This window comes from Bacillus haikouensis (assembly GCF_013179555.1).
Classification (GTDB): domain Bacteria; phylum Bacillota; class Bacilli; order Bacillales; family Bacillaceae_B; genus Rossellomorea; species Rossellomorea haikouensis_A.
On sequence record NZ_JABMCR010000053.1, the window covers coordinates 1 to 19807 of the forward strand.

Sequence of the window (19807 nt, forward strand, 5' to 3'; positions counted from 1 at the left end):
AAACAGTTATTCATGGAAATCTCCCGGTTAAGTGAAGATCCAGATCGGATCCAATCACTTCTAAAGGAAACGGATCGTATGCAATTCTTATATATCTTACAAGGGGATTAAGCAAGGTACTTGGTGCCTTGCTTTTTAATTTTGCCGTTTTACCGGAGGCTCCGGTAAAAGAAAGGACTTTATGTGCGCGCACAAAGGTGTACAGTATATGTAAGCGATTACGAAATAGATAAGGAGACTTAAAGATGAAACTATTAGCGATCACATCTTGTCCGAATGGAATCGCCCACACCTATATGGCTGCTGAGAACCTGGAAAAAGCGGCAAAAGAGCTGGGCGTCCAATTAAAAGTTGAAACACAGGGCTCGATAGGAGTCGAAAACGAATTTTCAACGAAAGATATTGAAGAAGCAGACGGCATCATCATTGCTGCAGATAAAACAGTCAATAAAGATCGTTTTCATGGTAAGAAGGTATTGGCTGCCGGCGTGCAGGATGGTATTCGCAAGCCTGAACAGCTCATCAAAAAAGTCATGAGCGGAGATGTGCCGGTCCATCACGCTGCCTCTGGTGAAGGAAAGAAGGGGAATGACAAGAAGGAGAACCCGATCTACCGGCATTTAATGAACGGTGTATCGTATATGATTCCGTTCATCGTGATCGGAGGATTATTGATTGCCGTTGCTTTGACGATGGGCGGAGTGAAAACGCCGGGTGGATTGACCATTCCTGAAGATTCATTCTGGAAAAGCATAGAGGCCATTGGAGGAGCATCATTTACCTTCATGGTACCGATTCTGGCAGGATTCATCGCATACAGTATTGCCGACAGACCTGGTCTCGCTCCGGGTGTGGTCGGCGGGTACATCGCAGCGAATGGAAGCTTCTATGGAAGCGAAGCCGGTGCAGGATTCATCGGTGGAATCATCGCCGGTTTCCTGGCAGGTTATGTTGCCCTTTATATTAAGAAAATCAAAGTTCCAAAAGCGATCCAGCCCATCATGCCGATCATCATTATACCGGTTCTTGCATCCTTGATTGTCGGATTGGCATTTGTATTCCTGATTGGTGCTCCAGTAGCCGGAATCTTCACGGTACTGACCGACTGGCTTGCAGGCATGCAGGGGACAAGCTCTATTTTACTAGCATTGATACTAGGTGCAATGATCTCATTCGACATGGGAGGTCCGGTCAACAAGGTAGCCTTCCTGTTCGGCTCTGCGATGATTGCAGAAGGAAATTATGAAATCATGGGGCCGATCGCGGCTGCCATCTGTATCCCGCCAATCGGAATGGGGCTTGCAACATTCATAGGAAAAAAGAAATTCCAGCCTGCTGAAAGAGAAACAGGAAAAGCATCGTTCACGATGGGGCTATTCGGCATAACAGAGGGAGCAATCCCGTTTGCCGCACAAGATCCACTGCGGGTGATCCCGAGTATTATGGTCGGATCGATGACAGGTTCGGTCATCGCCATGCTCGGACATGTAGGAAACCGAGTGGCACATGGCGGCCCGATCGTTGCTGTTCTTGGTGCGGTAGATAACGTGTTGATGTTCTTTATCGCCGTGATTGCAGGGGCAATTGTGACAGCATTAGTCGTGAATCTACTAAAGAAGGAAATTCACGAAGAAGATACCGGCAGTGAAGAGACAGAAGAAGAGGTTAAATCAAAGCCGGAAAGAGTAACGGAAGAAGTGCCTAAGTCTGAGGTTGAAATCAATGAAATCAATCAATTAACGGATATCACAAATTTACGTCTTATTAATATAGAATTAGACGGATCCACTCGCGACGATGTAATCGATGAAATGATTCACATGTTAAAACAAACAGGAAGTATCACATCTTCCGTGTCATTCAAAGAAGCCATCATCAACCGGGAAGAGGAAAGTACGACTGGAATCGGCATGAACATCGCGATCCCTCACGGTAAATCAGATGCTGTCACCAAACCCAGTGTGGTCTTCGGCATCAAGAAGGACGGAGTCGACTGGAACAGCCTGGACGGCTCTGAAGCAAAATTAATCTTCATGATTGCCGTTCCGAAAGAAAGTGAAGGCAATGAACACCTCAAGATCCTGCAGCTGCTGTCCCGTCAGTTGATGGATGAACAGTATCGTGAAAAATTAATGAATGTGAAAAGCAAAGAAGAAGCTTTCGCATTGTTGGAAGAAATCAAATAATGGAAAAGCCCGTTTCTCGATGATGAGAGACGGGCTTTTTGGCGGGACAGGGGGACAGGTACAGTGTCCCATATGAATATAATTTCTCGAACGGAAAGGCTCATTCATCTGATGGAGGAATTATAGGAGTACAGGGAGCTTGAAGTTTATGTGTTGATAGTGGAACCGAGTGTTATGAACAGTTCGACTGCTCAAAAACAAAAGGTCCCCTGGCTGTATTGCGGAAGCTTAGAATCGCTATTTTTTGATGGTAAACATTATCCAACCACTTTTACATTTGCTGGTTTGAATTGGCCCATTTTTACAAGCCATTTTCTAATGATTGCTGCAAAAAAGAGCCGGCAACAGAGGTTAACGAAAATATTGACTTCCTCTGACTTCATATAACAAATGAGAAAGTCTTCCTTTCAAATGTTATTTTATTAAAACTTTAAGGTCCTTTTCAGCCGCGCCAGTTTACGATTTGCTCTTTCTAGAGCATGTTTTGAGCCAAATAAGAATTGGAACATATAGTGTCCTCCTAAAGGTTGCGATTTATAACTTGATTATAAGCGGATTACTTCAAATAGTCAACAAAATGGTATACCAAATACTAATTAATCCGAGAAATATTCGATTAAAATTGATTTACACGGTGGTTTGGTATACCATAACCAATGAAGTAAGGTTGTAATAACCTTGCAAAACATTGATATAAAGGACTTTTATTAAGTATCCATGAGTTATTTTAACAATGTAAGAATGCATGATGAGATCTATTTACTATCTTTTTATTGAAATAATGTATACCAACTAATTGATTTTCATTCTCAAGAGGTATAATATAAAGAATAATCAGAAAAAAATGCGGTGATTACATGATTAAACTGTTATCGGGAGTTTCGATTGTACTATATTTGCTGAATGAATTATTAACTGGATTTGATCTTTCACATGTGATCTCTATAATCTGTTTTGTGATTGTGTCAATGACTATATTGAAAGTGAGTAAGTTTGTCAGATTGATTGGGGGAGCATTCCTTGTTCTGGGACTAATTATGCTGTTGAAGAGTAATGCAGGGATTGGGGATATACTTTTTTCTTTCGGTCCGATGCTAAATCTTCTTACACTGTTCGCTTTGGTACCTTTGCTGGCACTTCCGATCAAGTTCGGGAATTATTCAGAAAATATTCAAGGTTTTATTGCAAAGAGGGTCCGGTCTTCAACAAGCTTATACAGCCTGACCTCGGGGATATCTTACTTTTTTAGTATTTTTATGAATTTGGCTACATTGCCGATGACGTATTTTTCTGTCAGGCCTGCAGCAGATGGTTTTCCTTTGGAGAATAGAGAGAGATTCATGAGCAGGGCTATAACACATGGATTTTCAATGCCTTTGATGTGGGCGCCTGTCACCCCTATCGTGGGGATCGTCATTGATATGACGGGAGTGAAATGGGGTGCAATACTTCCTTATGTTCTTCCGCTCAGTGTCATGGGGCTTCTGCTTGATTGGTACACAGGCGGATATATGAAGCGGAAACGTGCTTCTTTTGGTACAAACACAGCAATCGATGAAACAGCAGCTGCTATTGAGGGGGAAAGCGTAAAAAGCAGGCGAGCTGGGAAGTTATCCCATATCCTCATTGCCATCTTGCTCTTTAATATCATGATTTCTATCCTGGAACATGCGCTGTCTCTTTCGTTCCTTATTGTGGTATCACTTTTGGTCATACCTTTTGTGTTCGCATGGTGTCTCTTATTGGGACAAGCAGGAAGCTTTACATCAGGGCTCGTGGAACATTATCATCATCATTTGTTAAAAATGAAAGACCAATTCTTTATTTTTCTGTCGGCAGGTTTTTTTTTATCGGCCATCGAGTTCTCCAGTGCGGACCATGTGGTGAATGGATGGATCATGTTATTTAAGAATGTAATCGGAATCGAGATCTTCATCTTGTTCATCCCGTTGATTCCATTGATTTTGGCGTTCATCGGCCTTCACCCTGCGGTGTCTCTTGCACTCCTTGCAGGAACGCTTGATCCTCATAGCCTGGATGTTTCGCCGTATATCTTGACGGTTTCGATGCTTGCCGGAGCGGTGGCCGCCTTTTTGATGGGGCCATATAATGCCACGATCGGGCTGATGTCCACGATCGTGAAGACGAGTTCATATAAGGTCTCGAACTGGAATTCATTATTTACGATCTCTTTTCTGTGCTTGGCCCTGCTGTACCTTATTGTATTACAGCTGTTAATATGATCAAAAAAGAAAACACCTCCTTCTTCCGCTGTACTGAAGGGAGGTGTTTTTTTATTATTAGATTTGACTCTTTTTATGAATTGCTGTTGATTTCCGTGCATAACTCCGCTTTCTGAGAGCAGGCCGGGAAGGAGTATCTTGCCTCTAAGCATCAAAACTGGATAAGTCTCATCTAATACGCTTCTCTCGCAGGAGTCTTCGTCCCCCACTCCGAAAAACTGTTGGATTCGGTTATAGACAGTAATCCACATCTATTCAGTTATAGTCTCACTTTAGTACGAAAGACAAAAAGCTGACAATTCCGTTTATGGGACAGTCAGCCTAATCTCGAGCATATTGAAAATAGGTCTCTAAGAAAAAACTCTCACATAAAAGAGCCCTTTCCTCTTTTTCACCTCTTAAGTAAATTCTAAACAGCCAGCTCGTCAGACTTGACCAGCTTTGAATGCTTCGAGTCTTCGCTGTTTCCATTAGCTTTGACGATTTCATATAGTTCCTCGCGTGCCCCATCGATCGTTTCGAATGATTCGAAGAACTTCATTCGGATATGATTGATATACTCTTTCCCTTCATACTTTTCGTAGAGTTGAATTTTAGCATCATCATCCAGTACCCTGGCGATCGTATACGTTGATTTTAATTTGTCAAAAAAATAGAAATGATAGGTTTCTACAGGTTGAAACCCGTCATTCTCCAGTACGGTTTGGAAGGTCTCCTTATTGGTTAGCACGATATACTTCTCCATCTTTAAAACCACTCCTCTATTTCTGTTTTAGTATTTGGTATACCAAAACTTGTTATTCATAGTCTAAAACAAGTGCAGGAAATAATCAATAGAATGTTCAGAATTTTTTATTTTTATGTGTTTAGTTAGGATAACCCCTTTATATATCAGCATTTAAGAAGACATACTTGAAGTTATTTTGTAAGAAAAGCTGACGGAAGGGTTTACAATTTTAAAGATTCAACGGTATACTGAAGAAAATTCTAAAAATTGTGATAAATGTCACAGTAAGGGGTGTTTTTATGCCAAATGTAAAGCTGTTTGTGGATGGGGAGACCATTGAGCAGGATGTAAAAGAAGGAGCAAATCTTGTAGTACTCGCAGGTATCAAACAGTTTCCTAAGCTGAAATATGGCTGCGGGATGGGCAAGTGTACAAAGTGTACGTGCAAAGTGCTGAAAGGAATGGAAGAGCTGGATCCGCCAAATTGGAAAGAGGATAAAATGCTGGGGGAATTGGTAGGGGAGAACTATCGGCTTACTTGCCAGCTTAGTATAAAGGCGGATATCGAACTTACTCAGGAAGGTATCGACGTGAAGAAAAGGAAAAGGGAAGCAGCTGAATCAAGGGGATAATTTTTTTATTTCTTCGGTATACAAAATACCGTATTTCGTAAAGGGGAGATATCATTGAATTCTTATCTATTAACGAATATGACATGGGAAGAAGTAGAAGAAGCACTCAATACTGTGAAGATGGCTATTATACCCGTTGGAGCCCATGAACAACACGGCCCCCATATGGCAGAGAGCTGCGATGCCGTCCTTGCGACCGAAATGGCGAAGAAATTGGCAGAATGCATGTATCCATATGTATTTGTTACACCGACCATCAATATGGGTGTATCTCCGCATCATCTGAACTTCCCCGGTACGATTTCATTGAAGCCTGATACATTGATCGCAATTTTGCGGGACATGGTTCAGTCCTTGAAACATCAAGGGATCAAAAAATTTTTATTCCTCAACGCACACGGGGGAAACCAATCAACCTTAGGTGTGGCAAGCACGGTTCTGTCACAGGAGGAAGAGGTCGAGATTTATTATGCAAAGACAACTTCTTCTGCAAAAATGTCCATCCATCAATTCATCCAATCCCCGATATTTGGTCACAGTTGTGAGCGGGAAGTATCTGAAGCCCTATATTTAGCGCCTTACCTTGTTAGACCGGACAAGCTTTCAGCTGGAGATTTCTGTGAAGGGGGGAGATATAAACAATTAAGACCAGGCAAGGCTATTCAAGGATTTTACCGGTATGAGGAAATGACGAAAAATGGCTGCATCGGAGACGCGACAAAAGCAACGAGAGAAATTGGGGAACAGATTGTGACAGAGGCAACAGAGAATATTGCAGAATCGCTAAGAGAATTATTGGGGATTGAAATTGAATTATTGAATTAGAATGCGATAAAAAGGGGAAGGGTGAATGCTTTTGGAGTTATCTGCTGCTCACTGGCTTTATGCTCTGGTTACGCTGGTTGTCATTGTCACGATGTTGTTTCGCAGGGGGGTTGTACTGCCGACGATTGTAGGGACATTCCTGGTTGCATGGGTATATAAGGGTTCCGTTGTCGGGGGCTTTATGGCGATCTTCAATGCCAATATGGTTGCAGCAAGAGAATTATTCAGCATCTTTTTGATCATTACCCTTATGGTTGCGCTTCTTAACTCACTGAAAGATCTCGGGGCGGACCAGAGAATGATTATTCCGATTCAAAAAGTCATGGTAAACGGGCATATTGCTTATTTTGTCTTAATGATTGTGACGTATGTGATTTCCTTGTTTTTCTGGCCGACTCCTGCTGTTCCGCTCATTTGTGCGCTGCTTGTACCGGCTGCGATGCGGGCAGGACTTCCGGCGATGGGTGCTGCGATGATTGTGGCTATTTCAGGACAGGGGATGGCTTTATCTTCCGACTACATCATGCAGATTGCGCCGATGCTCACGGCTACTTCCGGGGGAATGGACACGGTCCAGGTTGCGGACAAAGCAATGGTTTTGTCCGTTATTACCGGGGTGACGGCGGTTGCAGTCGCATATGCGATGATGTACAAATCGATTGCCAAACCTAATAGTGGTGAAGCACAGAATGCCGTCGATCTACTGAACGCAATGACAGCTGACGAGGATAGTGTGGAAGCTGAAGTATCTGCAGCATCCGAAGTGGCCATTGGCCACAGAAAGAAAATATGGGGTAAAGTGTTTGCCATCCTCGTACCTTTGTCTATGCTTGCCGTCATGATCTTTATGTTTTCCTCTAAGATAGGAAACAGTGAAGCAGGCACTTTTGCAGGGGGGGACGGTGCGGCATTTATCGGAGGCGTAGCCGCTGTATTGCTTATCTTGGCTTCGGTTGCATTCGGGAGGATTCATGCCCTTGATAAAATCGGAGATCATATCACTGATGGCTTTGTCTTTGCATTTCGTGCCATGGGACCGGTGATACCGATTGCAGGGTTCTTCTTCCTGGGCAGCTCGGATTTTACCGGTTCGATTCTATCCCTGGGTGAAGAAGGTGCAAAGCCTGCCTTTCTATTCGACCTGGTTCAGTCCGCCCAAGCAGCCATTCCTGAAAACGCTTTCTTTAGTGCGTTCGGTATCCTGTTAGTCGGTATCATTACGGGACTGGATGGTTCAGGATTTTCCGGACTTCCTCTGGTGGGTGCTTTATCGGGGGCAATGTCCAACTCGGCAGGCATCGATCCCGGTACTCTTGCTGCAATCGGACAGATGGGTTCTGTTTGGACTGGTGGAGGAACGTTGATTGCCTGGTCATCACTTGTGGCAGTTGCCGGATTTTGTGGTGTTTCGGTCTTGGAGCTTGCCAGAAAGAACTTCATACCTGTCATGACTGGACTGGTGGTTGCAACGCTGGCGGCGATCTTGTTCATGTAAAAAGTGATTAAGTTAGAAATTTTTAAAAAATCTGAAAAGTATATTTACAAACAAAGTTTCATAGGGTAGTATAAAGTCAGTGGTATACCAAATAGGCGAATATAGAAGCGTGTAATAAATGACTGTATCTCTTGGATGTGATTGTGTCAGTGAGAAGATAGATATAGTTATTTTTTCGACACTATTTGGTATACAAAATACACAATACAATGTGCAAGTGAGTTTCTGAAGCACACTTTTAGGAGGAGATTGATCGTGACAAATCTATTATCTAAAGATGAATTCCGCAAAGAGCTGGAAGAAGCAATCAAAGGAAACCATAGTCAAAAGGCGCCTTTTACAGTAGCTTGGGCAGAGGGAAAGCTTGAGAGAAAGCACTTTGCAAGATGGGCTGAAAACCATTACCACTATGTTGGACCATTTGCCAACTATCTATCTTATATCTATCACAACACACCGGATCATCCGAAATTCGAAGATGCAAAGGATTTTACACTGCAAAATATGTACGAAGAAGAAATTGCTGCTGACCGCCATACGGATTTGCTGATCCGTTTTGCTGAAGCGTGTGGTACGACAGCTGATCGAGTTAGAGATCCAAAGAACATGGCAGCGACGACGCTGGGTCTGCAAAGCTGGTGTTACTCAGTGGCTGCCCGTGAAAATTTCGTGGTTGCTACGGCTGCCCTGGTTGTCGGATTGGAATCACAAGTGCCTGATATTTATCGTAAACAAACGCCTATCCTCCGTGAAAAATATGGATTTACAGATGAGGAAATCGAATTCTTCGATCTGCACATCGTATCTGACGAAATTCATGGTGAGCGCGGATTCAAGATTGTCCTTGAACATGCTGATACACCTGAGCTTCAGCAGGAGTGTCTGGAAATCGTACGTGTCGGTGCGAAGATGCGCCGTATGTATATGGACGGCTTGTGGAGAGAGTACCTTGAACAGGATTTAGGAAGTCTGGTCCAAGCTTAATACTTAGAATAAGATGAAAAATAAATAAGTGGCAGTTTCCTTGAGGGGAACTGCCATTTGTTCATCATATCCAAAAGAAATAAATAGAGAGGATGTTTCATATGCTAGTTGCAAAAGCTGAGCTTTATAGAAACCTCATCAATGGCGAATGGAAGGAATCTTCAAATGAGAAAACATTCGTCAGTCACAACCCCGCAAAAAAAGATGAGGTAGTCGGGATTTTCCAGGCATCGACTAAGGAAGATGTGAAACGGGCGATTGAATCCGCTGATGAGGCCTTCCATTCCTGGGCGAACACTTCCCCTTCAAAAAGAGCCGCGATCCTTAATAAAGCTGCCCAATATTTGATTGATCACGTTGACCAGTTTGCGGAAGAATTGACAAGGGAAGAAGGGAAACCGGTCGGGGCTTCCCGCGGTGAAGTGCTCAGGTCTGCCCAAACATTGAAATACTATGCGGTGGAAGGGCAAAGCCACAGCGGAGAGACCTTTCCGCAGGATGATCAGGAAATGGATGTTTCATCACGTCTTGAGCCGCTGGGAGTCATTACGGTCATCACACCGTGGAATTTTCCATTATCCATCCCTGCCAGAAAAATAGCTCCTGCATTGATTACAGGTAATACTGTAGTATTCAAACCTTCCTCTGAAACACCTTTGGTTGCTTACCGGTTAGTGGAAGCACTGGTCCACGGAGGACTGCCTGATGGGGTACTGAATTTCATCACGGGCCATTCCAAAGAAATAGGCGACAGCCTGGTTGACCACCCAGCAGTGAAAGCTGTTACGTTCACGGGGTCTACCGGTGCAGGTGAGCGTATCCACAGGAATGTATCCTTCGACACGAGAACACAGATGGAACTTGGAGGAAAGAACCCTCTCATCGTCATGGAAGATGCTGATATTGAGCTTGCTGCCACCCTGACGGTCAACGGCGGCTACAACTTGACCGGTCAGGCCTGCACGGGAACCAGCCGGGTCATCGTGATGAAAGAGGTCAAAGAGAAGTTCTTGAAAGCACTGATTGAAAAAACAAAGACACTTAAAATGGGTTCCGGATTTGAAGAAGGTGTCACGATTTGTCCATTAGCGAGTGAAAAGCAATTAAAGAATGTCTTAGACTATATCAGGTTAGGACTTGAGGAAGGTGCCAACCTGGTGTATGGCGGTGAACATGTGACGGAAGGGGACTTTTCACAAGGGTATTACGTGCGTCCTGCCATCTTCTCTGATGTAACGCCGTTGATGAGAATTGCCCAGGAAGAAATCTTTGGTCCCGTCATCTCGGTCATTGAAGCGGAAAATTATAAAGAAGCACTGAATATCGCAAACGGTGTAGAATATGGATTGTCTGCTTCAATCGTAACCAATGACCTGAAGACTGCCCATCGTTTTACGAAGGACATCAAAGCAGGCACGGTCAAAGTCAACAGGACGACAACAGGGAACCTTATGAATGCCCCATTCGGCGGCATTAAGAAATCAAGTACCTCGACGTTCCGGGAATCAGGCAGAGCGGGTCTGGACTTTTTCACTCAAATCAAAACTGTATATATAGGATACTAAATTTTTTCTGGGGGTAAATGTAGTTATGAAACAAATACTTAGACTCGAACTAGAAGAAGCGAAAGTAATCATTGAAGCAGCAAAAAAGAAATCAGAAGAAATCAATGTCTTAGAAACCATTGCCATTGTCGATGAAGGCGGCCATGTGATTGCGCTTGAACGGATGGACGGCGCAAGAATCACGGGTCCTGAAATCGCCATTGCTAAAGCCTTCACGGCAGCCGGCCACAAGCGTTCCACCCATCTATTTAATAAGGAACCGAACGGCCCCGTCCTGCCAGGCAACGAGGCATTCGGAATCCAGCAGATGCTTCCGGGTAAATTCGCGGTCTTCGTTGGCGGGTTCCCGATTGTGGTTGACGGGGAAGTCATAGGCGGAATCGGTGTCAGCGGAGGAAATGGCGAACAGGATACAGCTGTCGGTACAGCAGCCCTCCAGGCATTGCAAACACACTTACAGGATTATGAAGTCGTAACAGAAGCAGACATTAAGAAATAATTGATAACCCAAAGGTCCTGACCATAATGTATAGAAAGAAGGAGTCGAGATATGAAATCTTATGTGGACCTTACGATTGGATTTGCCAGAACAGGTGTGACCGGCTATGGGGGAGGTCCCTCCACCATACCGCTGATAGAATATGAAGCCGTGAAAAAGTATGGATGGATGACGGAAGAAGAGTTCGGCCAGACACTTGCGCTAGCCAACACGCTTCCCGGACCGATCGCAACGAAGATGGCAGCGTATATCGGCTATAAGGTCAATGGGGGATTGGGAGCAGCTGTGGCGATACTTGCCCATATCCTCCCGTCCCTGTTCGGGATGCTCTTCATGCTCGGACTCCTCTACAAATTCAGGACATCACCGATTGTCAGCGGAATGGTGCAGGGAGTGACGCCTATCATCGGCGTAATGCTCCTCGAAATGGCCTACAAGTTTGCGGATAAAGCCCGAAAAGGTCTTGGGATGCCGATTGCGGCTGGACTTGGTGGCGCATCCCTGGTGCTTATCCAGTTTTTGCATCTGCATCCGGGGATCATGATCGGAGCGTGTCTGCTTGGTGCCTTTATTGTTGCGCTGTATAAGAAGAGAGCAGAGGATGCAGCGCACCAGCATGTCGAGCCAAGAAAGGAAAAAAGCGTATGATTTATTGGGATATTTTCTGGGCGTTTTTTATATCGAATCTTCTGGGGTACGGCGGAGGGCCTTCGACCATACCGTTGATCCAGAATGAAGTGGTTAACCGATATGAGTGGATGACACTGAATGAGTTCGGGGATCTCTTTGCAATCGCCAATGTTCTGCCCGGTCCGATTGCAACAAAGATGGCTGGCTTCATCGGGTATGAGGTAGGGGGGCCGCTGGGGGTAGTGATCGCTCTTGCAGCCACCATTCTGCCTTCTGCGATTGCCGTCATCATCCTATTTAAATTCGTGACTCACTTTAAGGATTCTCCCCAGGTCAAACTGATGACACTCTCTGTACAACCGGTCATTGCCATTCTACTGGGTGTATTGGCGTTTCAGTTCTTCCTGACTGCCTTTGAGAAGAGCGGCATCTTACATCTCGTCATTTTGACGGCAGCAGGATTCCTTGTTATGAAAAAATTGAAGATACATCCGGCCGTTGTCATCCTGTGTGCATTGGTATACGGGGGGATTTTTCTCTCATATTGAGATGTAAAGCGACGATCAAGTTGATACTTGGTCGTTTTTGCTTTAGTAAGGATCTGAAAAAACAGTGTAGAAGAATTGTTAAAACGAATCTAGCTGTTGATTGGAGTGCAAGACGAAGACTCCCTCGGAAAAGCGAGACAGGTGAGACCCACAGGAGCGCAGCGAAGAGGTGGCTCACCGGCCGCCCGCGGAAAGCGAAGCATTGCACGGAAATCAAAAGCGGTATTAGAAGGCATTTATTAGAATAGCTTAAACAAAATGTACACCTAACCTTTTCTTAATAATGTGAAAATGACAAACTCTTTGATAAAATAGACAGAAAGCGATTTAATATCGGAGAAGGAGATAATCTAATGAAGTGGGAAGAAGAGGAACTACTTTCAATCCGTGAGCGCGCCTATCTTTACTTGAAAGATTTGATTTTGAGTGGTGAATACAAACCTGGGGACCGCCTGATAGAAAGGGAGGTTGCCAGTCAATTGAAAATAAGCAGGACACCGATTCGTGAAGCGTTATTCAGGCTGGAGTCGCAAGGCTTTGTCAAAACAGTCCCGAGAAAAGGAGTGATCGTGTCCAATATTTCTGAAGAGGAAGTCATAGAAGTATTTACCATTCTTTCTTCACTCGAAGTACTGGCGGCAAGGCTTGCTGCCCAGAAGATGGATGAGGTCCTCATAGGAGAGTTCAATGAAAAGATTGAAAAGCTAGAAGCAATGGAGAGCGATGAAGTCGAAGGGGGAGATACCGAACACATCGAAATGAACCTCCTTCTTTATAAAGCGGCGAAAAGCCCTAAGCTCTTCGATATCCTGTCGGGTTTGACAGATTATATACAGATGTCTGCCAATATGGGATATGAAACACCGGGACGGAGAAAGGAATCCATAAGGGAACATATACAGATTATGAAAGCGGTAAGGGATAAAGAAGCGGATATGGCTGAATATTTGACCAAGATCCATATTGAAAATTCCAAGAAAGCCTATATTCAGTTCATCGAGAAACAAAAGGAAAAAGTAAAGAGGAAATGAAGAAAGACTGTGTCCGGATATACGTGACACAGTCTTTCTTTATGGAATCTAATTTGACTTCAGATTCCGATCACTACAGGTGAGGTCAGATTTCTCAATGCTTTGCAAATGCTCATCGCTACGATATAACCTGACTTGGGATTGTCGGCTGAAGGAGTGTTCTGAATCGTCAGTTCCACCTCTCCAAAGTATCCTTTAGCCACGATTTGATGAGTATTGTGATTCACTTCAGGGTCTACCAGCACCTCCACCATTGTCCGGTCAAACCCCACCCCCGCAATGCTAAGGGCTGCAGATACATTCGTGCTTTGCGGAAATAGCTTGGCGGACTCGCGTGCCGTTCCTTCATAAATCGTATACACTTCGCTGATCGTGTCTAAATCCACGCTCTCTTCCGCGATAGTCCCTCTCCAGGCAGCTGGAGGCTTTCGGGTGATGAGCTTCACTTCCTCCAGCTCATTGATAGAAGAAGCAGCAATCCGATCAAGTCCACCGATAGCAGCCGAAGGAAGAATCAATTTCCGTTCATGTTTCTTTGCTGCCCCAGTCACTTCATCATAAAGCTGCTGGTCAGAGAATGCCCCCACCGAAACCGTAATGAAATGACTTCCGGATGAGAGAGCCTTCACAGCATACAGATAGACAGCTTCATGACCGGCACATTCGATGATTACATCCATACAGGAAGAGAAGAACCATTCCTCATCGTCTGTCACTGTGAATTCCCCAGTCTTCAATTCTTCATATTGTTCCTTGTTGCGTACCAGGATCGCCTCTACTTTTACCCCTGTTACTTTGTCTTCTTTTATATAGGAGACGACATCTTTTCCTATCGCTCCATACCCTATTAATCCTATTTTTAGCATGATAGAGTCCCCGCTTTCATATAGAGTGTCTGGACTTTGGTATACCAAGAAGTATACCAACCGACTCATTATTTATCAATAATTATTCAGAAAAATTAGAAATGACTAAAAATATCGTTGTCAGAATATTACGCTTATGGTATATTGTATACCAAGAAGGATCAAGGGAGGAATACTCGATGCCTAAAATCAATTATTCTACAAGTGGTAAAGTGCTGGATGTACCTGAAAACTCAAATATATTGCGAATGTCATTACGATATGATGGCGACCTTCCGAACAAATGCGGCGGAGGCATTTGCGGGACGTGCCTTTGCAAGATCGAGGATGGAGCCGAGTATCTGGATAACGTGAAAGTACAGGAGCGGAGAAAGCTCGGGGAAGAGTGGCTCGAAAAAGGTTATCGACTTGGATGCCAGACATTTGTGACGAATGGGGATGTCACGATTTCCTGGAATGAAGAAACAACCAGGGTCGTGAAAAAAAGAAAGCCGGATAAAATCAAAAAAGAAATAGTGAATAAATAGCTTGCACACTAAATGGAGAGGTGAAACAAATGTGGACATGTACAAAGCATGTGACAAAGGCAATTGAACTATTAGACGTCCCTCATATCCGCAAAGCGCCAGAAGGAGTTAATTGTTCTTTCTGCAATAGACAGGCAAACCTCAATCTGTATTATTCTCATAAACCATGTACATTCAAAAATAACAATCAGGATCTCTTGCGAACCTCTTAAACCGGCTGCTTAAGGTATTCGCCGACAGGAAGGAAGATAGATGTGGAAAAACAATTGATGTCAGTTGAAGAGCGGCTTGAATCAATGGGGTTATCTCTTCCGGATAAGCCTGAACCATCCGGACATTACTTAGGGGCGGTCCAGGCAGATCCATTTTTGTTCGTAAGCGGTGTGACCTGTAAGTGGAATGGAAGCCTTCCTTATAAGGGAAAAGTCGGAGAAGACCTTTCGCTCGAAGAAGGGTATGACGCTGCGAAGTTGACCACCCTCAATCAGCTTGCAATTGTCAAAGATGTAATCGGAAGTCTGAGTTTGATAGACCGGATTGTGAAAGTCACCGGATATGTCAGTTGTAAGCCGGGTTTTCCGGATGTCCCAAAAGTGATTAACGGTTCCTCAGACTTGTTAATGGAGTTATTCGGTGACAGTGGTAAACACGCCAGGTGTGCGGTGGGTGTTAGTTCCTTGCCTGGCAATGCAGCTGTCGAGACAGACTTGCTTCTTTTACTGAAAAGGTAAAAAGATTTAAGGAAAGGGGTTACGTATATGAGTGAAGGTCAAAATTTTGATGTCACCATCATCGGCGGGGGGCCGGCAGGATTGTTTACAGCGTTCTATGCAGGTATGCGCCAGATGAACGTGAAAATCATTGAAAGTATGCCTCAGCTGGGCGGTCAGCTTTCAGCTTTATATCCTGAAAAATATATTTATGATGTGGCGGGGTTTCCAAGAGTGCTTGCTAAGGATTTAGTGGATGGATTACTGGAACAGGCGAATCAATTCAATCCCTCTGTCAGCCTTGGGCAGACGGTGGAGAAGGTGGAAAGGCTTCAGGATCAGTCATTTTTATTAACGACGAACACAGGGTACGTCCACAAAACTAAGACAATCATCGTGACGGCAGGCGCAGGAGCATTCAAGCCTCGTCAACTGGGAGTCGAAAAGGAAAATGAAGAGTATGAAAATCTTCATTATTTCGTCAATGATCTAAGCCGTTTTAAAGGAAGGAAAGTACTTGTCTGCGGAGGCGGTGATTCTGCAGTGGACTGGGCAAATATGCTGGAGCCGATTGCGGAAAAAGTCACTCTGGTTCATCGGAGAGATAAATTTCGGGCCCACGAACATAGCGTACAGCAGTTGATGAATTCCAGTGTCAGGGTCAAGACGCCATTCAATGTGACTGAATTGGGATCGGAAAGTTCCAGGATCACCCATGTCGTCCTGCAGCACGCCAAGAAAGAGTGTGCGGAAATCATCGATGTAGATGATGTACTGGTCAATTATGGTTTTATCTCTTCACTCGGACCAATCAAAGACTGGGAGCTTCAAATCGAGAAAAACTCCATTGTCGTCGATTACAAAATGGAAACGAATATCAAAGGAATCTTTGCCGTCGGCGATATCGCCACCTACCAAGGGAAAATAAAACTTATTGCAACAGGTTTCGGGGAAGCCCCTGTCGCCGTTAGTCATGCTAAACAATATGTAGACCCTACGGCACGCGTCCAGCCATTACATAGTACAAGTGTGATGGGCAAAACGGAAACGAAAGAAGTCATTAAAGCCTGATACGTATAAAATAGAAGGGAGATTGAGTGAAAATGTGCAAAAACAAGATCACCGGCCAGGGAACCTGCACTGCCTGCAAGTGTCGCGGCATATCATCCTCTAAAGTATACGACCATGATAAGGAAGACCAAAAAAACTTATTTCTGGATAAGAATCAGGGAAGTACTCAAACGGAGCGTCAGATACTTTCAACAAGGAAAGGAGATTAATTGATTATGGCTAAATACACCATCATCGATCAGGAAACCTGCATCGCCTGTGGTTCCTGCGGTGTATCATCCCCTGAAGTATACGACTATGACGAAGAAGGACTGGCATACGTGCTGCTCGATAACAACAAAGGCAGCACCCCCATTCCGGAAGAATACCTCGAAGACGTTGAAGAAGCATATGAAGATTGTCCGACGGAATCGATTAAATTGTCGGAAGCCCCATTTAACGATGAGTAAACGGGAAGTACATGTCCCGTTTTCTTTTTTGTTCTTTTTGATTTTGTAGATGAATGGAAGCATTCCATCGAAGTGGACAAATCCATATGATTATTCCTTCACTTGACCCACCTTTGGTTGTGGTTGGGGAAGCTAGGAGAGTCGCTTGAGAGCCGTGGAGAAAGAGACAAATCCCCATGGCTCATACTGAAATTCTCTTAATTTTCGATGCAAGAAAAGAATGATTCATCTCATCATTTCTCAGTTCGAACATATGCAATGCTTTCCGAAAGTAAGGAAGTGCCTTTTCCAAGTCATCGTGCAACTCGTAGTTATACCCGACTTGATAATGGAGCTCGCCAAGTCCCCAAAGAAGTTCTTCCTCGAAACACCATTTGATTCCGCTGAGGCAATAAGCGGTCGACTCGTCAGATCGGCCGACTCGTGTCAGCACTCTTGAAATGTTGTAAAATAACCTGGTTTTGATAGATTTATCGTGTACTAGTTCGGTTGTTTTCAAGGCAGTTTCAACTTTCCGGTAATATTCAAGTGCTTCCTCATGGTGGTGAAGCGAAGCATGGATCGTACCTGTCGCCGCTAGGATTTGCATTTCTCTTTCTGACATCGCCTTTTTCTGATGAGAGGTCAGTTGATATGCTTGGTGCAGCCATGATAATGCTGAATCGGTATCTTTCTTAACTTCAAATGTATAGATCCCTTTATGCCAATATAAAAGTTGAAGCTTCTCTTTATCTTTGTAGAAAAGTGGATTCTTTTCTTCCGTCTTCACCAATTCGTTCATCTCTTCGTATTTTCTATCGTCTCTTAGAATTTGAAATTGCTTCTCTACCTCTCGAATATAATCAAGCCGCGGATTGGTGCCGAGTTCAAAGAAGAAATTGACGTCGACCCCGAGTTTAACGGCGATTTGGTATAGAGCAGCGGCACTGGGATAGATATCGCCTTTTTCCATGCGGCTTATCAGTGCCTGCGTACAGATCCCTTCAGCCAGATCCCCTTGAGTAAGACCGACGACCTTCCTCAGTTCTTTTATCTTTTTTCCTATAACAGAGTAATCCACGGCCAGTCCTCCTTTTAAAGGTTATGTTTTTATATTTTAACAGAGAGTGGCCATATTGGGACGGCAGCATGCTCGAGAATGGATATTTTTCAGGTGTTTGCTAAGCCAAAATAAGCAAGTACTTTCTCAGAGTTGACATTTTTTCAATGAATTGATAGATTAATATAGGTCTTCACGAATTAAGAGACTTATACACGGAGGAATACCCAAGTCCGGCTGAAGGGATCGGTCTTGAAAACCGACAGGGGTGTTAAAGCCCGCGGGGGTTCGAATCCCTCTTCCTCCGCCATATCTTTTATTCTTTCATGGAGGGGTAGCGAAGTGGCTAAACGCGGCGGACTGTAAATCCGCTCCTTCGGGTTCGGCAGTTCGAATCTGCCCCCCTCCATTTAGCTTTTTTCACGGAGCGAAAGCGGAGTGAAAATAAGCATCCTTTACCTTTGCGCAGCAAAAGCGGAGCAATACACTCAGAGCGAAGAGCATTTATTAATCTATTTTACAGGGGCATAGTTTAACGGTAGAACGAAGGTCTCCAAAACCTTTGGTGTGGGTTCGATTCCTACTGCCCCTGCCATCTTTACTTCTAATAAAATGCGGGTGTAGTTTAATGGTAAAACCTCAGCCTTCCAAGCTGATGTCGTGGGTTCGATTCCCATCACCCGCTCCAATATTCGAATAAATGGTCCATTCTAGTATTTCCTCATCTTTGTGGTGGAAGTATAAGAATAGACCTTTTTTAATGTGTGAATTATAGTATTCAAATTTATTCAGTATTCCTCCATCTACTATTCTCCTATACAAAACAACTCATTTTTAAAACAAACGTTTGGTTGAAGTTTTCCCGTCTTAAGGAAAAAATGCTCCATAACTAAACACCATTCCATTGATTCCAAGAATAGTTCTGTAAATGAAGTGAGAGTAGCGTTAAAAACACTGCGCCGCTCACATATCAGGTTCATAAATCCCTTGTCTTTTATTATTATTATAATAGAAACTATTAATTAGGGCGTCGAAATAATATTAAGGACAAGGAGGTTTTAGGATGATAAGAGAAAACCCCACACTAGATTATAAGCTAGTGTTTGATCACATGCATGAAGGTGTCATTATTATCGATTCACTTACGCAGGTGGTGTTTGCCAATTCATCGTATTATGAAATATTGGGCATCCCGGTTAATACGATTCACGGGAAACCTCTTAAACAAAGTCAGCCGAATGCAAGAATTATTGAAGTGCTTGAGAGGGGAATCCCTATTATTAACTCTGAGTTTCTTGTGGATACCACCAACATAAGAGTGGTTGCCAACATTATTCCAATAAGAAGGGATCAAGAAATAGTTGGTGCTGTTTCTGTGTTCAGGGACGTCACTGAAGTGACAAAATTGACGAAAGAGCTTGAGAGATTAAAAGATTATACAAAATACTTAGAGGATGAATTAAAGAATCGTAAGGAGAAAGAGTTATTTACTGATTTGGTTGGGAATGATGGCCAGATTCTATCGATCGTTAAAAAAATTGAAAAAGTCGCACCTACTGATTCAACGGTCCTTATAACCGGGGAAAGCGGCACAGGGAAAGAAGTTGTAGCCAATACGATTTATCAGGCTAGTTCAAGGACAGGGGGTCCATTTATTAAAGTGAATTGTGCTGCTATCCCCGAAGCTTTACTGGAAAGTGAGTTTTTTGGTTTTGAAGAGGGGTCCTTTACTGGCTCAAGAAAAGGGGGCAAGGCAGGTAAATTCGAACTAGCGAATGGA

19 protein-coding genes and 4 tRNA genes are annotated in these 19807 nt (G+C 43.8%); 20 read left to right on the top strand and 3 right to left on the bottom strand.

Annotated features, from left to right (window positions below):
• The first annotated feature begins 245 nt into the window (after positions 1-245).
• Together HP456_RS07260 and HP456_RS07265 are read left to right on the top strand one after the other, a co-directional pair.
• Positions 246-2186, top strand: a complete 1941-nt coding sequence (locus tag HP456_RS07260; RefSeq protein ID WP_172249519.1) for a PTS fructose transporter subunit IIABC — start codon at positions 246-248, stop codon at positions 2184-2186.
• 857 nt (positions 2187-3043) lie between these two features.
• On the top strand, positions 3044-4429 hold the full coding sequence (locus HP456_RS07265) for a hypothetical protein (protein WP_172249521.1): 1386 nt from the start codon (positions 3044-3046) through the stop codon (positions 4427-4429).
• Between the two features lie 409 nt (positions 4430-4838).
• Here HP456_RS07265 and HP456_RS07270 read toward each other — a convergent pair whose 3' ends face one another.
• The gene (locus HP456_RS07270; RefSeq protein ID WP_172249523.1) at positions 4839-5174 is read right to left on the bottom strand and encodes a hypothetical protein; all 336 of its coding nucleotides are present in this window, start codon (positions 5172-5174) and stop codon (positions 4839-4841) included.
• 281 nt (positions 5175-5455) lie between these two features.
• On the opposite strand from HP456_RS07270, the gene HP456_RS07275 reads away from it, so the two are divergent.
• From HP456_RS07275 to HP456_RS07315, 9 genes are all read left to right on the top strand, one after another.
• Entirely contained in the window at positions 5456-5788 is a 333-nt protein-coding gene (locus HP456_RS07275) for a 2Fe-2S iron-sulfur cluster-binding protein (protein WP_172249525.1), read from the top strand.
• 54 nt (positions 5789-5842) lie between these two features.
• The gene (locus HP456_RS07280; protein WP_172249527.1) at positions 5843-6613 is read left to right on the top strand and encodes a creatininase family protein; all 771 of its coding nucleotides are present in this window, start codon (positions 5843-5845) and stop codon (positions 6611-6613) included.
• Positions 6614-6644: 31 nt separating this feature from the next.
• A complete protein-coding gene (locus HP456_RS07285) occupies positions 6645-8108 on the top strand; it encodes a hypothetical protein (RefSeq protein WP_172249553.1) in 1464 nt (487 codons plus the stop codon).
• 255 nt (positions 8109-8363) lie between these two features.
• Positions 8364-9092, top strand: coding sequence for an iron-containing redox enzyme family protein (locus HP456_RS07290; protein WP_172249529.1), 729 nt, complete (start codon positions 8364-8366; stop codon positions 9090-9092).
• A 101-nt stretch (positions 9093-9193) separates the two neighbouring features.
• Positions 9194-10657, top strand: coding sequence for an aldehyde dehydrogenase family protein (locus HP456_RS07295; RefSeq protein WP_172249531.1), 1464 nt, complete (start codon positions 9194-9196; stop codon positions 10655-10657).
• A gap of 25 nt (positions 10658-10682) precedes the next feature.
• Entirely contained in the window at positions 10683-11156 is a 474-nt protein-coding gene (locus HP456_RS07300; protein WP_172249533.1) for a GlcG/HbpS family heme-binding protein, read from the top strand.
• Between the two features lie 51 nt (positions 11157-11207).
• Positions 11208-11804 carry a chromate transporter gene (locus HP456_RS07305; protein WP_172249535.1) on the top strand — a complete coding sequence of 199 codons (597 nt, stop codon included), beginning with the start codon at positions 11208-11210 and terminating at the stop codon, positions 11802-11804.
• Positions 11801-12334 carry a chromate transporter gene (locus tag HP456_RS07310; RefSeq protein ID WP_172249537.1) on the top strand — a complete coding sequence of 178 codons (534 nt, stop codon included), beginning with the start codon at positions 11801-11803 and terminating at the stop codon, positions 12332-12334. Before HP456_RS07305 ends, HP456_RS07310 begins: the two co-directional genes overlap by 4 nt.
• Before the next feature lie 353 nt (positions 12335-12687).
• The gene (locus HP456_RS07315; RefSeq protein WP_172249539.1) at positions 12688-13365 is read left to right on the top strand and encodes a GntR family transcriptional regulator; all 678 of its coding nucleotides are present in this window, start codon (positions 12688-12690) and stop codon (positions 13363-13365) included.
• A 59-nt stretch (positions 13366-13424) separates the two neighbouring features.
• Here the strand turns inward: HP456_RS07315 and HP456_RS07320 are convergent, their stop codons facing one another.
• The gene (locus HP456_RS07320) at positions 13425-14231 is read right to left on the bottom strand and encodes an aspartate dehydrogenase (protein WP_172249541.1); all 807 of its coding nucleotides are present in this window, start codon (positions 14229-14231) and stop codon (positions 13425-13427) included.
• A gap of 179 nt (positions 14232-14410) precedes the next feature.
• On the opposite strand from HP456_RS07320, the gene HP456_RS07325 reads away from it, so the two are divergent.
• The 4 genes from HP456_RS07325 (at position 14411) to HP456_RS07340 (ending at position 16988) form a co-directional block, all read left to right on the top strand.
• Positions 14411-14758, top strand: coding sequence for a 2Fe-2S iron-sulfur cluster-binding protein (locus HP456_RS07325; protein ID WP_172249543.1), 348 nt, complete (start codon positions 14411-14413; stop codon positions 14756-14758).
• Between the two features lie 254 nt (positions 14759-15012).
• Positions 15013-15489 (top strand): RidA family protein, encoded by a 477-nt coding sequence (locus HP456_RS07330; protein WP_312857739.1) that lies wholly within the window; start codon positions 15013-15015, stop codon positions 15487-15489.
• A 27-nt stretch (positions 15490-15516) separates the two neighbouring features.
• On the top strand, positions 15517-16539 hold the full coding sequence (locus HP456_RS07335) for an NAD(P)/FAD-dependent oxidoreductase (RefSeq protein WP_172249545.1): 1023 nt from the start codon (positions 15517-15519) through the stop codon (positions 16537-16539).
• Between the two features lie 215 nt (positions 16540-16754).
• Complete coding sequence (locus HP456_RS07340; protein WP_172249547.1) at positions 16755-16988, top strand: ferredoxin; 234 nt, start codon at positions 16755-16757, stop codon at positions 16986-16988.
• A 181-nt stretch (positions 16989-17169) separates the two neighbouring features.
• On the opposite strand, the gene HP456_RS07345 is transcribed toward HP456_RS07340, so the two are convergent.
• Positions 17170-18048, bottom strand: coding sequence for a helix-turn-helix domain-containing protein (locus HP456_RS07345; protein WP_172249549.1), 879 nt, complete (start codon positions 18046-18048; stop codon positions 17170-17172).
• Between the two features lie 196 nt (positions 18049-18244).
• On the opposite strand from HP456_RS07345, the gene HP456_RS07350 reads away from it, so the two are divergent.
• The 5 genes from HP456_RS07350 to HP456_RS25315 all read left to right on the top strand — a co-directional run.
• A tRNA-Ser gene (locus HP456_RS07350) sits at positions 18245-18337 on the top strand.
• A gap of 18 nt (positions 18338-18355) precedes the next feature.
• Positions 18356-18436, top strand: a tRNA-Tyr gene (locus tag HP456_RS07355).
• Between the two features lie 112 nt (positions 18437-18548).
• A tRNA-Trp gene (locus HP456_RS07360) sits at positions 18549-18622 on the top strand.
• Positions 18623-18641: 19 nt separating this feature from the next.
• Positions 18642-18715, top strand: a tRNA-Gly gene (locus HP456_RS07365).
• A 375-nt stretch (positions 18716-19090) separates the two neighbouring features.
• A partial coding sequence (locus HP456_RS25315) for a sigma 54-interacting transcriptional regulator (RefSeq protein WP_172249551.1) occupies positions 19091-19807 on the top strand: 717 nt, incomplete at its 3' end.

Coding starts and splice junctions, on each gene's coding strand:
- HP456_RS07325 (WP_172249543.1), top strand. CDS start 14,411: ATGCCTAAAATCAATTATTCTACAAGTGGTAAAGTGCTGGATGTACCT.
- HP456_RS07265 (WP_172249521.1), top strand. CDS start 3,044: ATGATTAAACTGTTATCGGGAGTTTCGATTGTACTATATTTGCTGAAT.
- HP456_RS07310 (WP_172249537.1), top strand. CDS start 11,801: ATGATTTATTGGGATATTTTCTGGGCGTTTTTTATATCGAATCTTCTG.
- HP456_RS07270 (WP_172249523.1), bottom strand. CDS start 5,174: ATGGAGAAGTATATCGTGCTAACCAATAAGGAGACCTTCCAAACCGTA.
- HP456_RS07335 (WP_172249545.1), top strand. CDS start 15,517: ATGAGTGAAGGTCAAAATTTTGATGTCACCATCATCGGCGGGGGGCCG.
- HP456_RS07315 (WP_172249539.1), top strand. CDS start 12,688: ATGAAGTGGGAAGAAGAGGAACTACTTTCAATCCGTGAGCGCGCCTAT.
- HP456_RS07260 (WP_172249519.1), top strand. CDS start 246: ATGAAACTATTAGCGATCACATCTTGTCCGAATGGAATCGCCCACACC.
- HP456_RS07305 (WP_172249535.1), top strand. CDS start 11,208: ATGAAATCTTATGTGGACCTTACGATTGGATTTGCCAGAACAGGTGTG.
- HP456_RS07340 (WP_172249547.1), top strand. CDS start 16,755: ATGGCTAAATACACCATCATCGATCAGGAAACCTGCATCGCCTGTGGT.
- HP456_RS07300 (WP_172249533.1), top strand. CDS start 10,683: ATGAAACAAATACTTAGACTCGAACTAGAAGAAGCGAAAGTAATCATT.
- HP456_RS07295 (WP_172249531.1), top strand. CDS start 9,194: ATGCTAGTTGCAAAAGCTGAGCTTTATAGAAACCTCATCAATGGCGAA.
- HP456_RS07320 (WP_172249541.1), bottom strand. CDS start 14,231: ATGCTAAAAATAGGATTAATAGGGTATGGAGCGATAGGAAAAGATGTC.
- HP456_RS07275 (WP_172249525.1), top strand. CDS start 5,456: ATGCCAAATGTAAAGCTGTTTGTGGATGGGGAGACCATTGAGCAGGAT.